Genomic DNA, 14,857 nt, shown 5'->3' with positions numbered 1-14,857 from the left:
GGAATGCGCGTTACTCGCCACCGCCGCTCACCTAATCCTGTGCCAGGCTGGAGCGGCGCACCACATTACCGAGCACCGCATCGGCCTGGGGCCCACGGCGGCGGATATCCAGTTCGCTCCGCAGTTCTTCCACCAGTTGCTCGGAAGTGCGGGCTACCCCATCGGAAGCTATCCAGGCCACCATGTCATCAAGCTGGTCGTCCGAGTAGGCGGCCAGCGGCAATCCCGGTCGCACCGCGGGTTTCTTTCCCCGGGCCCGGCGTGACGTTTCCGGATCCGGCGCCACAGCAGGGCCTGCCTCCTGGCTGCCACCCTCGGCCGGCCCGTGCGTACGTGCCGCGCCGGGCTCGCCTTGCTGGTCTTGCTGGTTTGCCACGCCGGCATCCTCCGGCCGTTCAGCACCCGCAGCGCCGGCATCACCCGCCGCATCCGGCGCTCCCGCTTCGGCAGAATCCGCTCCAGCAGAATTCACTTCCTCTACATCCGCACCAAAAGCGGGGGTATCTTCCGCCCGGTGGCGTGCGGCAGCCTCGTCACGGCGTACCACCCGTACGAGTGCTTCAATACGGTCCGCCTCGGCTTCCGGATCGAGGAAAATCGAAGAGGAGAAGGTTTGCACCACTTTCCAGCCCAAATCCTCGAGCATCTCGACCCGGTAGCGGTCACGTCGGCGCAGGGACGGTTCGGCAACGTAATCGGCGTCGTCGGTCAAAACAGCCACTCGCCAATCGCCTTCGTGTTCGGCAACAACAAGCGGGATGCGCAAACCGGCGTCGTACCCGTAGTAGAGCGCGGTGAAAAGCCCGCGTCCGCGCAGGCGCGCGGCCAGGTCGAAGAGCAGCGGGCTGGCCTTGGCCACATCCTCATCCGCCCCGATGAGTAATTCTTCCCGGGCGGCCGTCTCCAGCAGGGTGGCTAGAAGCCGGGGAGCCGCGCCGGAAAGATCATCCACCCCGATATCCCCCGGTCCCAGCGAAGAAATAACGCTCATATAGCGGCTGGGAACCAGGAGGGCCTCACTCAGGTAGCGTGCGCCGTCCGGTTCCGTGAGCGGCCCGAAGGTGTGCAGAACCCGGCCGTGCACCGTCTTCCCGAAGCCCACCGAGAATATAACCCGGTCGCGCCGCAACCCGCTCGCTCCGGTGATATCCACCACCGGCACCAGGCTAGCCGCGGACTCACCCGCCTCAGCCAGGGCCGGGCTATTCGCGATGGTACGTTCCACCGCCGCCCGCACATGAACGGCATGCAAACGCGAAATCGTAATAACAGCCAGGGATTCTTCCGGTCGGGTGAGGAGATGATCCACAACGGCATCTACCACCGCATCCACTTCCGCGCTGGGAGCTTCGACCATCCCGGTATTCGGGGAGGGCACCCCGCGCCCGTCCACCACGTGCAGGCGGTTAGCCCGGCGCGCCCGCCCCGCCGGAGCGGCGCGGTCGGCGTCGTCGTACCCGAGGGTGCGCAAGCAAGCGAGGGCAAGATCGTCGTGATGCGCACGGAAGGTAGGAAGTTCGCACACCGGGAGCGCATCAGCCAAAGCCGCGAGCGCGCTCTCCGCACCAGCCCGCGCCACGTCACCGAAAACGACGAGCTGCGAGCCACGCGCCATGAGGGCGACCACCGCAGCCAGCGAAACATCCTCGATACCGTCCAGAATCACCACATCCGCCCAGGGCAAAGTGGGAATGAGTTCAGGAACCAGCGCCGGCGGTACCACCCACACCGGGCGTGCCGCCTGGACCAGTGCGGTTGCCGAGGCAGTCACGTCGGCCAGCGCGCTCACTCCAGCGCGGGCCAGGTAACGATCCACGGCCACAGTTTCTTCGCGCTGTTTGCGGGCAACCTCTTGCATATGGGTGATCGCGGCGCGCAGCACCGGCCCGGGCAAGCTCTCCACATGTTCGCGATCCAGGTCCCGCACCGTGTGTACAAGCAGGGCCAACTGCTGCGGACCAGCCTGGGCCAGCACGGTGTTACGGGCAATGAGCTGCTCAAACACAGAATTGGTATAGGCCAGGTCGAGTTCGGCAGCCACCGCGTCCCCGCTTACTTCGCGGCGAGCCATATCACGAGCGAAATCGCCCAGGCCACTATCCTCAAGGTCGTGGAGGAGGTCAATGCGGCGCGGCTGCGAATCAAGCACCCGACGCTGGGAGACCAGAGCGCGCGCAAAGGCCAGCACATTTTCGATGGGCTCGCGGCGCAGGCCAGCGCGGTGCGGGAGGAATTCCTCGAGTTCGCGCACCTGCCCATCCACTTCCGCGGCCGTCGCGCGGATCATCGTCATGCCTTCCGGGAGGGTAGGCCAATCACTTTCCGCGCTGTAGCGGCGCCAAATATCGCGTTGGCGTGCCACTTCGCTCAGGGCCGCGTGCATATCCGCCACCCGGATCCCCGGGCGCACAAAATCGCGGGCCTGCTTGGTGAGAGCGCGGCGCTGCGCACGTTTCATGCTTTCACCGTGTTCGGCACGCCATTCATCGCTCGCGGTGGCGATCACCATATCGGCAACAGAACGTTCGTAGATAGCCGGTTTGAAGACCTCGAGGGTATCGGAGATCCCTTCGAGCATCTTGATTTGTTCCATCCACTGCGCCAATGTCTTCGGGCGCGCCAGGCCGGTTTCCCCGGCCACTCGCTGGGATTGCTCCATGACCAGGGGAAGTGTTTCGGTGGCCATGCGGGTCACGGTGGAGAAAGCGCGGGCGGCATCATCCTCCGTGCGGACCAGCGCGCGCAACCATTCCGAATTCCCGCCCCCGGTAAAGGCCCCGGCACGGCTTGCTTCCGCGAGGCGTTCGAGCACCGCCTCGCGCTCCTCGCGCACCCGCGCGGCGGCGGTGGCATCCAGGCGCACTTTCGTGGCCGGCCCCTTGGGCTGGGCGGCAAGCTCAGCCAAATGTTCGAGCACGTTATACACCGAGGTATTCCATACCGGATCGATGGCGTGCAGGGCGTTCACGTAACCGCGCAGGCTGCGCCGGGCCGCTTTGAGATCGCGGCGCACGGCCAGGGTGCGTTCTTCGTCAATCTGCGGGAACTTCTGGCGCAGGCCCTGGCGCAGCCGCAAAGCCGCGTCGTTAATATCAGAGAGGTCGATGAGCAGTTCGCCCACACCGAGTTCTCCAGCCCGCGCGGTCACCGCGGCGCGCCGCGCCCTGCTGCCGGGAATATAAAGAACGGAACGGCTGGATGCTGCTGCATCCGCGGCAATCGCCACCAGGGTGGTCACGTCCGCACTTCCCGGCGGGGTATCGATAACGACGTCGCGGCCAGTTGCCACAGCCTCCACCGCGGCAAGTTCGGCCACATCCAAATCGCCCACCCCGCGTTCGCCCTCGGGAGCCCGGTCACGTTTCTCGGCCGGAGGAAGCGGGGCGCTGGTGAGCTGGTGGGTGCCCCGATCACCGGCAATCGCCGCGAGCACCCCGGAACGAATCATGACCGGGCGCAGCAGCTCGGCATCGGTAATGGCCCGCGCGGCCGGATCGGCAAACATCCCCAAGAGCACCTGAGGGCGGTAGGACGCCCCGGGCAAATAGAGGTGGGACAGGCGCCGCACCCGGGTAATAAGCTCATCTTCGGTGGCCCGTTCCACCCGGGTGAGCTGGGCTAATTCCCGCACCGGGGCGCCGTGTTGGCGCAGTGCACTCACAATATCCGGATTGACGGACAGGGCCGGGGTGGTTTGGATGAGGGCATCGGTGCCCACGTCCTCCACCCGTAGCAAGCGGTAGACAATCGGCACGCTCACTTCACGCACCTGCCGGCTTTCTTCGCCGCTTTGCGCGGCGGGCACCGGGCCGGCTCCTGCCGGGTGCGCACCGGCTACGTTTACTTCAGCTGGACTGGATTGCGCGGCGGGCTGCTCGAGTGACTCCGCAAACCCGGCCTGCGCCTCCACCTGAGTGCCTTCCGCAGCCTGCGCGGCCTCCTCCGCGCAGGCCCGCATTGCTTCCGGATCGAGCTTGAGTTCGCCGGTGTCCTCATAGCCGGGTTCTAGCTCATCACTGGGCCGGCGCGGCGGGAGCTCCGTCCACGTCAGGTTTCCGCTGGCCAACTGTATCGGGGCGTACCCGTATTCTTCAGCGGCACGCGCTACCTGCTCACGCAGGGTTCGCCACGTGGCTAAAGCTTCTTGCTGGCTACGCTCCTCCCGAATAAGCGAGGTGAGGCGAGTAGGCGCCCCGGAAGAAAACTGTGCTCCCCCGGTCGGATGCGGGTGGGTAAGATCAATGCACACTCGCGCGGCCGCGTTTTCCGCCGCGCGCTCCGCCCGCGCCCTCAGCTCCTCCTGCCAACCGGCATAGGCTCGGGAGACGAGCTCTTCACGCTGCGGGGCGGGAAGCGGGGTGGGATTCTCCTCCGCGTCACGGGCGTGGCTGTCGCTTTCGGTCCCGTGCTGCGCGGCTGCGGTTTCCGAAGCGCCGTGCGGTACGACGCCGGCGGCGCCGGTCTGCCTCGCCTGTTCAGCTGGCGTGGCGGAATTGCCGGCAGCCTCCGCACTGTATAGCCGGTTACTGCGAGGGCATCCGCGGGTGCCGCGGCCGGTGCGGACACTACGGGCGTATCCTGCGCGGATTCAGCGGGGTCGCCCGCGGGCACCGCGGCGGTCTCGGGAACCGCGGCGGTTTCACGAGAAAGAGATTCACGAGCCGGATGCCGGCGAGAAGAACGTTTGAAGAGAGGAGTCACGACCTTAACGCTACTCAGATCCGGCGTAAAAGTCCCTATGCGCGCCGTAATAAGCCAAAAATTATGGCTTTATTCCGCCACCGGCGTGGAAGGTGCGGCCGCCGTAGTGGCAGGCACGGAAGAATCCGGAATAGAGAACGACGACGCACCCTCGGCCGGGCGCAATCCCGGCCAGAGAGGGAGCTCCTGGAGCTGGCCACCCACGTGCCGAATAAGCAGCTGCGGGGCGGGCTCCCCATCCGTTTCGGGACGATGCTCCCCGCTATACGCAGCAGTCAGTACCGCATCACACACCGTATCCACCGCTGCGGAACCCGAATCAGGGGCACCGATAACCGGCAGGCCAGCCAGCGCGGGATCCGTGCGATCAACTATGGTCAGCTGCGAGGCATAGCAACGTAGCGCCGCCACCACAGTGACTTCATGCTCCCGAGCGGTGCGATAGCACCATCCGGCTTGCCCGGGAGTGGAAGCCAGCTCAAGCACGGGAATTCCGGTAATCCGGCCGAGGGCGCGAGCCAGGTGATGCACCCGCACATGATCGGGGTGGCCGTAGCTTGCTGCGGCGTCGTACCCAATAATGACAGTGGGCCGCACGTGCGCGAGGAGCGCCCGCGCATCTGCTATTTCTTCACTCAGCTCCGCGCGTGAAAAAGCGCTCGGGCCGGCGCTGGGTGCGGGACCGGCGACCCCGGGAGCGACCCAGGTCATCCCGGAATCGCGGTAGCGACGCGGGACGGCGCCGGATGCGAGAGCGGGCGCGGTGCCGAGCCAAAAACTATCCGTCACCCCGAGAATCGCGCGCGCCCGGGTGATTTCTGCTTCGCGCCGGGCAACGAGTTCGGCCTCCCCCGCCCCGGCGGGCAAGATTCCGGGGACCGCTTCACCTTCTTCGCCTCGGGTGCAGGTGAGGATGCTGACGCGGTGCCCGGCGGCGGTGAGGAGCGCGGTGAGCCCGCCGGCCTGGATCGCTTCGTCGTCCGGGTGGGCGTGGAGGAAGAGGGTGCGGGCGAAGAGCGGCCCGCTGGGGTCCCAGCTCCACGGGCGCGCAGCCGCGCCGTTGCACACGCGAGCATCAAACTCGCGAGGCGTGATCATGCCTGCCTCCCGAGCTTGCGGTAAGACGCGGCGTAATCGCGTGCCACCGCGTCCCAGGTGCGCGATTCGGCGAAAGCGCGCCCCGCGGCGCCGTGCCGGGCCCGCAAAGCCGGGGCGTCCAGGTAGGCTCGCACCGCACCGGCCCATTCGCGTGGCTCGCGGCTGCGGCACAGGGTGCCCGTCACGCCGCCGTGCACCGATTCGGGAATCCCGGAGGAATCCCAGGCCACCACGGGGGTGCCGCAGGCGGCCGCTTCCACGTTGATAATCCCGAAAGTTTCCGAGAAAGAAGGGTTGAGGAGGAGCTGCGCGTGGGCGAGGAATGCCGCGAGGCCGGTGCGTGGAAGCGGGCCGATGAAGCGCACGTCGCTTTCCATTCCCGTTTCGGTTACGACGGCGCGCAAGTGGTCCTCGTAGCCGGCGAAGTCATCGGAGGCCGCCCCGGCAATAACGAGGAGCGGCCGGGTGCCGGCGGGTAGCTCCGCGAGCGCGCGAATCGCTAAATCCGGGGCTTTCAGGGGTTGGAGCCGCGCAGCGAAGAAAACATAGTCCCGCCCCCCGGTTACCTCGGTGACACAGTCGGGGGCGGTGGCCACCGAGCTAGCCGGGCGGAACATGTCAATATCCACGCCCGGGTGCACGATGGTGACCGGGCAGGGCGGGGTGCCGTAGCGCTGCGCAATCATCTCTTTTTCCGCTTGGGATACCGCAATGATGAGATCCGATTCGCGCACGCAGCGCGCCTCGCCGGGCACCCGCCCAGCGGATTCCGCGGGTTCACCGTCGGCAAGATTCTGGCCTTCCCGCGCCGCCACCGAATGGAAAGACTGCACGTGAGGGCGGCCGGTTTCTTGGGAGACGGGCAGGCAGGCCACGCCCGCGAACCAGTGGTGGGAGTGGATAAGATCGACGCCGCTGCCGTGCTCGGCCATCCACCGGCGGAATTCCACGGTGAAAGGAGCGACGAGGCCATCGGTGTGGCTTTTCGCCACGGGGTGGCGCGGGCCGGCTGGCAAGAAGAAAGCGCGCACGCCCGGCATGACCTCATGCATATAAGGCTGGCCAGGTTCGCTGGCGCGGGTGACCAGATCGACCCGGTGCCCGGCGCGGGCCAGGGCCTGTGCGGTATTGGTTACCACCACGTTGAGGCCGCCGGCATCAGCGGATCCGGGAGTGGCCAGTGGGGAGGTGTGCACCGAAGTCATCGCGATATGGAGCGGGGCGAGTGCGCCGTCGCCCCTATTCGGTTCTTGTGCGTGGTGCGTATTTCCCAAGGTCATTCCCCCAGCCTACCCGGATTTGAGAGTTTTCCGAATACTCTCCACAAGTGCCCTAACAGGCATATCGTCGGGAGTGAAGGTCCGTATACCTTCGTCCAAGCGAGGAACGAGCTCCGCTAAATATTCCTTTTCCTGCACGGAAAGCCCCCTATGGAACTCACGCCGGAACACTTCGAGACCGCGGTTCGCCGGTGCACCGTCGTAAAGATAGCTACCCGAACGATTCGTAACCGTGAAACGATCAAAAGGACTAATGCTCGCGCATACCGCCGCAACCGTTTGGTCAAGCGCGTTTACTGCCACCTCGTGTGCTTCGGGTGGCGTCCAGCGCGCAGGCAAGCCGCGTAACCGATCCGCGTAAAATCGCTCCAATAATCCTGCTTGGGACAGCACCGGCGGAACCACAACAATAACCGCGTGTGTGCGGCGCCCGAGCTCGCGTGCTTTCCTAGCTTCGGTTATTACCATCGCGGTATTGCGCCATGTTCCTTCAACCAGAGTGGAATACGAATTTCGTGACGCCCAATCGATGCACATCGCGATCCATTGGCCAGAAGCTTGGGCAGTTATGTGAGGCATCCGGAGAGGATCGTTCTGGCGATAGCGATACCCGAGATCTGGCGAACACTCGCGGTTTAACGCGACGGATCCACTCTGCACGGATATCAAGATCACACATGAGAAAGAGTGGCAGGTAATTGCTCACGCAGTGTATGCCACGAGCGAATACAACGAATCTGTTCCGCCCGATCATTTTCATTCACAGCATCGCGTTGCTCAATGAGCTCGAGGTATTTACCGTCATAAACCGCTCGACGTGCTTCGTCACCCGCAATATCCGCCTGCCTGGAGAGGGAAATATACCGCGCGCAAAGCATCGTTCCGGCTTCATAGAACACGTCATAAAGAACCGTGTCGGAATAGTCCTCGTACCCAAAAGGCTCAGTCATGGTGTCACGCCCCTTTCGCCCTTGTTCTATCCTAAGCAGTAGCCCCAATACGGGCTACCCTCCCCAAGTTGATCGTACTATGCATACGAGTTCCGCCATACCAGCACCATTTCTCTGCACGTAACCAAGCAGATCATCGCTCTCGCGTATTATTGCTGCCGCGATCCTCCAGCACGTCACTATCTGCAGACCCGACTATGCCACCCCGCGCACCGATCTTTTGTGCCCCCGAAAGGATTCGAACCTTCGACCTACCGCTTAGGAGGCGGTCGCTCTTCCCCTGAGCTACGAGGGCGGGCCCACCGCCGATCATTCATCCGAACGACGGTGGGAATAAGATAACCGTTCCAGGTTACTCTGCGTGGCACCGTGGGCGCTACTTACTGCAGACCCCGCGCACGAGACCACACGGGCACCTCGCGCCACCGCACCAGCTACTGCGCCGAAGGATCGGGAACATCCCAGGGCACATTGGTATCAGGAACGTGGAGGTTTTTGGTGGCGTGGGTCGGCACCACGAGCACCGGCGATTGGGTACCGAGGAGCAGCGTGTGGCTGGTGGAGCCGAAGAGCAGCCCGGTAATTCCGCCACGGCCGCGCGCACCCACAACCACAAGGTCCACGGAGCTAGAAAATTCGGCCATGATTTCCGCCGCGGAGCCTTCCACCGCGTAGCAGCGCACCTGTACGGTTTCATCCCCGCGCAGCACTTCGGCCACGGTTTCTTCCAGGCCCAGGCGGGTATCATCCAAAATTTCGCGGGTCATATCCCCGCCGGGAAGTAGGCCGCCCCCGGCGCGCGTGACCGATACCGCGTTAATTGCGGAGACCTGCGCACCCCAGCGCCCGGCCATCCGCACCGCCAGATTAAGCGCGTATTTTGATTCCTGCGAGCCGTCCACTCCCACCACAATATGGCGGATAGGCAGGCGGCGCGAGTGCTGGAGCGGCACCACGGCAACCGGGCAGTACGCCTTGGAAACAATCGCGCCGGCCACCACACCCAGCTGGTCAATATCCGCGGTATCGGCCCCGGAATACCCCACCACCAGCCGGGAAGCGATTTTAGACTCTGCCAAGAGCAGCTCAACCGGGTCCCCGGGCAGCGCCACCGCGGTGGCTTCCAGCCCTGCCAGGCCCGCCACGCCTTCCTGGGCGAGCGCCTCCCGCGCGATACTCATGGCGCTTTCATAGGATCCGCGCGGATCCGGGCCTTCCTGATAGCAGGTGAGGGCCCGCAGGGTGGCATTGCGGCTCACGGCCACGTGCGCACCCCATATAAGCGCCGCCCGCGATTCGGGGGAGCCATCCACCCCGACGACCACGGAATTCTCATGCTGGTACATCGTTACCTCCGTTGCCCATTCTCCCACGGGCACGCCCCGGGGTGGAACCGTGGGTAAAATGCGAACGCCGCCGGGAGTTCCGACGGCGTTCGTACATAATTCTTCTCAAGCCTCGCGAGGACGCGCCTTAGGAAACGCGGATGACGATGGGGGTATCACCGCACCATGAATCCGGCCCCACGCGGGTACCCATACCCGGGTTCCACGCGGCCACATTCTGGCCGTTACCCAGCGAGATCGCCACGTGGCCGGGCCAGTAAAGGATGTCACCGGGCTGGGCTTCCGCGTAGGAAACCTGGCGCCCCACCGAGAGCACCGAGGTGGTGTACCCGCCGATAGCAACGCCGTGCTGGGCGTAAACCCAGCGCACGAAGCCGATGCAATCCCAGCCGGAGGGGGTGGTGCCAGCCCACACGTAGGGCGAACCCACACCGCTGAGCGCGGTATCAAGAACGGAGGAGCCAATGGCGCTGGGGGCGGCTTCCACTTCCACACCAATGCCCGCGGCGGCGGGAGTGGCATCGTTATCAGAGGAAGTGGTGGCGGTGTCCGCCGCGGCGGTGGTGGCGCTGGCGGCCGGGGCGGCTACTTCAATAGCCGGAGCTGCGGATTGAATGTTGATCTGTTCGATCTTCCATTCCGAGGTGGCGCTCGTGGTGCCGGCGATGCCAGCAGCAACGTCCTGCGCGTGCGGATTAGACAGCGCCGCCTTGGCGGGCGCGGCCGCGGTATCAGCCGCCGCATTCGGAACGATCAGTGCTGCCGCGCCGCCCACAACGAGAGCTGCGGTGAGACCACGTACTGCGGGGTTCGCCAGGTTATGAGCCTGCGACCGCGTATCAAGAGCGTGGCGTCCGGTCATGGGATGATCTCCTACAAAAGTTTTCCTGCGCGCCCGAGGGGCACTTGCGGTACGTTCATTAGCGTAACGATTAGGCAACGAATTGTCACGTTTATGTAACAAGTGGCACAGGAGGGTCGTTATCATCCTAAAACGGCGATCTCCCGGCCTTTCCTCCACCTTTTTCGCGTGATACCAGGCTTTTCCCAGCACCAGTTTATAACGTTTTGATATACTTTTTTGCGGCTTAAGTTACATCGCAGTGACGAATTGTGGTGGAGACCATGCATTACGACGACGCTGTGCTACCGCTCCGCTACCCCGGGCGCCCACCGTCACCACCTGAGACAGGCTCCGCACCCAGCCTTCACCAGCGCCTGGCGCACGCTACCTCCCGGGAAGTGGCACCTTCAGCCCGGCTACCTCAGGCATGCACCAAGAGGTGTTTGCGAATCCAATCAGTCAGAGGAAATACCCCACTTGCTCCGTGGGCGAGAATATCGCCGTCGCCTTCAACACTGAGGGTCACCGCAGCATCGGGTTTAATGCCGGCCGCGGCCATAGCCTCGAGGACGTCGTCGTCAGTCTGGATCACTTCACCGATGCGCGCAATGGTAACTTTCCCACCGCTCGGGTTGCGCTCCAGGTAATCCGCCACGGCGAGCAGGCCGGTTCGCGCGGCTATATCAGCGCCGGGGCCCAGGGAATTTTCCGCGGGAATCGGGTTGCCGAAAGGATCGTGGCTGAGCTCGTAGCCCTGCTCCCCTAGCACGTGGGCAATGCGTTCTTCTAGTTCGCGGGACATGACGTGTTCCCAGCGGCAAGCCTCCGCGTGGACGTGTTCCCAGGGCATCCCGAGCACGTGGAGGAGGAAACATTCGGCCACCCGATGCTTACGCATCACGCTGGTAGCGATGCGCCGGCCTTCCTTGGTGAGGACAATAGCGCGGTTGGTATCCAGGTACATCATGCCGTCGCGCTCTAGGCGTGCCACAGTTTCCGAGACGGTGGGTTTGGATTGACTCAGGCGCTCCACGAGCCGAGCACGCAGCGGAACGATTCCTTCTTCTTCGAGTTCGTAGACCGCTTTGAGGTACATTTCGCGGGTATCAACAAGGTCATCACTCATCGCGCGTCTCCTTCGTCTCAGCGGCGGGGGCGGCATTCGGGTACCCATCCACATCCGGTTCCTCATGCGTATCTTGCCATTCTAAGCCGCCCGCGCGCTGCGGGGAATGCCCAGTTTCGGCATCGTGGGCTTCATCTTCAGGTTCGAAAAGATCGGCCTCGACTTCGTCGTGGTCCTCCGCGGTGAAACTTTGCCCGCTATCCGTTTGCCCGGTGCGATTGGCCCGTAGTTCAGCTTCGCGCTCCTCATTTTCATGTTCGAGCGGGCCAAGAATCTCCAGCTGGAAGGGATGGCGCACCCGGTAGTGCACTTCCACATCCCATTTGCGCCGGCCCCACAGGTAGGCACCCACGGTAGCCACCAGGCAGCCAATCGCGCCAATGCCCACACCCCAGCGCGCCCCGGCTGCCCCGGAAATACCGCCCACCACCAGGGAACCGATCGGAGTCACGCCCTGGTTGACCGTTTGGTAGAGGGAGACCACGCGCCCGCGCATCTGCGGAGAAGTGGACATCTGCACCGCGGCATTGGCGGCGGTGAGCATAATGAGCATGAAGAAACCGACCGGCACCAGGGTGAGGGTGTAGATCAGCAAATTCGGGGCCAGTGCATTGGCAGTAACCGCGATACCCATAGCTACGCCCGCTCCTACCACGGAGCGCACACGCGGTTGCTTCGTACGCCGCGCCCCCACCACGGCACCGGATAGCGAACCAACCGCGACCATAGAAGAAACAATGCCGAATTGGGTGGAGTCGGCGTGGAATTCCATGGTGGACATGGACACCGTGGTGAGCGGGGTGTTCATGGCCAGGCAGGAAACCACGCCCACCACCGCGAAAATCACGAGAAGATCGGAGCGGTTGCCCACGTAACGCAGGCCGTCAATCGTCCCCTGAATCGCGGAAACCTTCTTTTCCGGGCGGGGTGCCGGATGGAATTCTTCCGGGCGCATGAGCGCCAGCGCAATAAGGGTAGCCCCGAACATGATGCCGTTAATAATGAAAACCCAGCCGGTCCCAATAATGCCAATAAGCAAGCCGCCCAGCGCGGGCCCGATCAGGCGCGCAATATTAAAGGACATGGAATTCAAGCCCACCGCATTCGGTAGCCAGCGCGGAGGCACCAATTCGGAAATAAAAACGAGACGCGGGGGATTATCGAAAGATTGAATCACCCCGATGGCCAGGGCGAAAAGACAGACCACCAGCACATTCGCCCAGCCCAGGAGGACCAGTACCCCCAGGGCCACCGCGGTGAGCAGCATTCCGAATTGGGTGAGCACCACCATTTTGCGTTTATCGAGGCGATCAGCGAGCGCTCCGGCCAACGGCATAATAAAAGGAATGGGAACGAATTGCAGCGCCGTGACAATACCGACGGCGAAAGCATCATTATTGGTGAGGTCGCTCATGACGAGCCAGTTCTGAGCGGTGCGTTGCATCCACCCGCCGGTATTGGCGACCAACGAGGCAGCGAACCAAATAGCGTAGTTGCGGTACTTCAAACTGGCGAATGTACGCCCCACTAAATCCTGCCCCCTGCAGAAAAATCCGATATCCATAGCGGCCGGCGGGCGCGGCGAGCTCGCAGTTGCGCTATCTGCGGTGAGTTTATCACGCACGGCCGGGCGAAGCTCACGTTTGTCTCACCGGCGAAAATGGTACGACGACGCACGCAGGGCCCACCCGTGCGGGTAGGCCCTGCGTGATTGAGCTGGCAGCCACAGTGCTGCGCAGAACTGAGATGTGCTTAGCCGAGCAAGAATTTCTGAATCGGATCGAGCAGGAAGTAGACCACGAAGGCCACGAAGGTTCCCCACATGAGGGGGTGCACGCGGCGGGTCTTCCCGGCGGCCACCGACATGATGACGAAGGCTACGAAGCCCACCCCGATGCCGACCGTAATGGAGTAGGAGAAGGGCATGAGCGCGATGGTAAGGAAGGCCGGGATACCCACGCTCAGATCTTCCCAATCAATCTCGGTCACCTGCTGCATCATGAGGAAGCCCACCGCGACCAGCGCGGGAGCGGCCGCTTCGGAAGGAACCAGAGTGACGAGCGGGGCAAAGAAGATGGAGAGCAGGAAGAGCACACCGGTGGTCACCGAGGCGAGGCCGGTGCGCGCGCCGTCAGCTACGCCCGTCGTCGATTCAACGAAAGAGGTGTTGGAGGATACGCCGCCCATACCGCCGGCCAGCGCCGCGATGGAATCGAGGAGCAGGATGCGGGAGGTGTGATAGGGCATGCCGTCCTCATCGAGAAGGTCACCTTCAGAGGCCACCGCGACCATGGTGCCCATGGTGTCGAAGAAGTCGGCGAGCATCACGGAGAAGGCCAGCACCACGACGGAGATCACGCCGATCTTCTGGAAAGGACCCACCACGGAGAAAGCACCGAGGGTGGAGAAGTCCGGGATCTGCACCGGGGAGCCGTTCAGTGCGGGTGCCCCACCGTTCCAGCCAGCTACGTCACCGCCGGCCACGTTTCCGGGCTTGGCAACAATATTGACGATAACGGCCGCGACGGTTGAGGACACGATGCCGATGAGGAGCGCGCCGGGAACCCCGCGCAGCAGGCAGATCGCGGTGAGGAAAAGACCGAAAACGAAGACAGCCAGCGGCCAGGAGGCGATGGAACCGTTAATTCCGAAGGACATGATGGTACCTGCGCCGGGGCGGATAAGCCCGGCATTGACCAGCCCAACCAGGGTAATAAAGAGCCCCAGGCCCACAGAAATGGCGGTGCGCAAGAACTTCGGCACCGCCCGGAAAATAGCTTCACGCAGGCCCGTCACCACGAGCAGCGTGATAACGATACCTTCGATGACGATAATGCCCATACCGTCAGCCCAGGTCATACCGGGCATCTGCACGATGACCACGCCGACGATGGTATTGAGTCCCAGCCCGGCCGCCATGGCGAGCGGGAAATTCGCGATAACGCCGGTGAGCAGCGTCATCACACCCGCAACGATAGCGGTACCCGCAGCGATGGCCGGGAGGTTCGGACCCTCGGTGCCGCCGCCCAGGTAGGCTCCGGTGGAATCCTGCCCAGAAAGAATAATTGGATTAAGAACCAGAATATAGGCCATGGCCACGAAGGTGACCAGCCCGCCGCGCACTTCCCGGGCCACGGTGGTCCCGCGTTCGCGCAGCCGGAAAAAATCCCGCTTCGGCTCGGAGGTTGTGCTGTGGTTCGTCTCGACGTGCGTGGAAGTTACGCTCACGAAGATCTCCTCGGTTGTCGTGCGGTCCGCTGCGCGCCAGGCGAGCGCGTGATCCGCAGATTTTCGGGCGGTCCTGACCGCCACCAGCACTCATTCTTGAACCGTGACCACCACCCACGCAAGATAAGTCTCACTATGTGGACACTTTTCCGCTCATTTCGTCTCACATTTCGAGACGTGCGCAAAGTGGCGTGGAGAAACGGCGCGGTAGCGCGGTTTTCTCCCAGCCCAATACCGGCGTGAGTCCGGCCACGCGGCTGCGGGTGTGGAGCGTATCGACACCC

General features: G+C 63.6%; 10 protein-coding genes and 1 tRNA gene. All 11 read right to left on the bottom strand.

The genetic code is table 11. From position 1 onward, the window contains the following. Positions 1 to 31: 31 nt before the first annotated feature. Complete coding sequence (locus tag ACRQEG_RS04045) at positions 32 to 4,249, bottom strand: PDDEXK-like endonuclease domain-containing protein (RefSeq protein ID WP_435733787.1); 4,218 nt, start codon at positions 4,247 to 4,249, stop codon at positions 32 to 34. Positions 4,250 to 4,770: 521 nt separating this feature from the next. Further along, complete coding sequence (locus tag ACRQEG_RS04040) at positions 4,771 to 5,799, bottom strand: PIG-L deacetylase family protein (protein ID WP_320758324.1); 1,029 nt, start codon at positions 5,797 to 5,799, stop codon at positions 4,771 to 4,773. Beyond that, the gene (locus tag ACRQEG_RS04035) at positions 5,796 to 7,079 is read right to left on the bottom strand and encodes a glycosyltransferase (protein ID WP_435730936.1); all 1,284 of its coding nucleotides are present in this window, start codon (positions 7,077 to 7,079) and stop codon (positions 5,796 to 5,798) included. The genes ACRQEG_RS04040 and ACRQEG_RS04035 overlap by 4 nt, the downstream gene beginning before the upstream one ends. A 9-nt stretch (positions 7,080 to 7,088) precedes the next feature. Next, on the bottom strand, positions 7,089 to 7,739 hold the full coding sequence (locus ACRQEG_RS04030) for a zeta toxin family protein (RefSeq protein WP_435730935.1): 651 nt from the start codon (positions 7,737 to 7,739) through the stop codon (positions 7,089 to 7,091). Positions 7,740 to 7,750: 11 nt separating this feature from the next. Beyond that, the gene (locus ACRQEG_RS04025; RefSeq protein WP_320758305.1) at positions 7,751 to 8,029 is read right to left on the bottom strand and encodes a hypothetical protein; all 279 of its coding nucleotides are present in this window, start codon (positions 8,027 to 8,029) and stop codon (positions 7,751 to 7,753) included. A 223-nt stretch (positions 8,030 to 8,252) separates the two neighbouring features. Continuing rightward, positions 8,253 to 8,324: transfer RNA gene (locus tag ACRQEG_RS04020), tRNA-Arg, on the bottom strand. Between the two features lie 139 nt (positions 8,325 to 8,463). Next, positions 8,464 to 9,375, bottom strand: a complete 912-nt coding sequence (locus ACRQEG_RS04015; protein WP_320757903.1) for a universal stress protein — start codon at positions 9,373 to 9,375, stop codon at positions 8,464 to 8,466. A 127-nt stretch (positions 9,376 to 9,502) separates the two neighbouring features. Then, complete coding sequence (locus tag ACRQEG_RS04010) at positions 9,503 to 10,237, bottom strand: C40 family peptidase (RefSeq protein ID WP_320757904.1); 735 nt, start codon at positions 10,235 to 10,237, stop codon at positions 9,503 to 9,505. Positions 10,238 to 10,640: 403 nt separating this feature from the next. After that, on the bottom strand, positions 10,641 to 11,345 hold the full coding sequence (locus ACRQEG_RS04005; protein ID WP_320757905.1) for a metal-dependent transcriptional regulator: 705 nt from the start codon (positions 11,343 to 11,345) through the stop codon (positions 10,641 to 10,643). Continuing rightward, the gene (locus ACRQEG_RS04000; RefSeq protein WP_435733786.1) at positions 11,338 to 12,873 is read right to left on the bottom strand and encodes an MFS transporter; all 1,536 of its coding nucleotides are present in this window, start codon (positions 12,871 to 12,873) and stop codon (positions 11,338 to 11,340) included. Before ACRQEG_RS04000 ends, ACRQEG_RS04005 begins: the two co-directional genes overlap by 8 nt. 224 nt (positions 12,874 to 13,097) lie before the next feature. Continuing rightward, a complete protein-coding gene (locus ACRQEG_RS03995; RefSeq protein WP_320757906.1) occupies positions 13,098 to 14,573 on the bottom strand; it encodes an NCS2 family permease in 1,476 nt (491 codons plus the stop codon). Positions 14,574 to 14,857 lie beyond the last annotated feature (284 nt).

Origin of the sequence: Actinotignum stranguriae, assembly GCF_051265215.1 — a bacterium.
In the GTDB taxonomy this organism is placed as follows: domain Bacteria; phylum Actinomycetota; class Actinomycetes; order Actinomycetales; family Actinomycetaceae; genus Actinotignum; species Actinotignum schaalii_C.
This window is presented reverse-complemented; position numbering and strand designations above follow the sequence as displayed.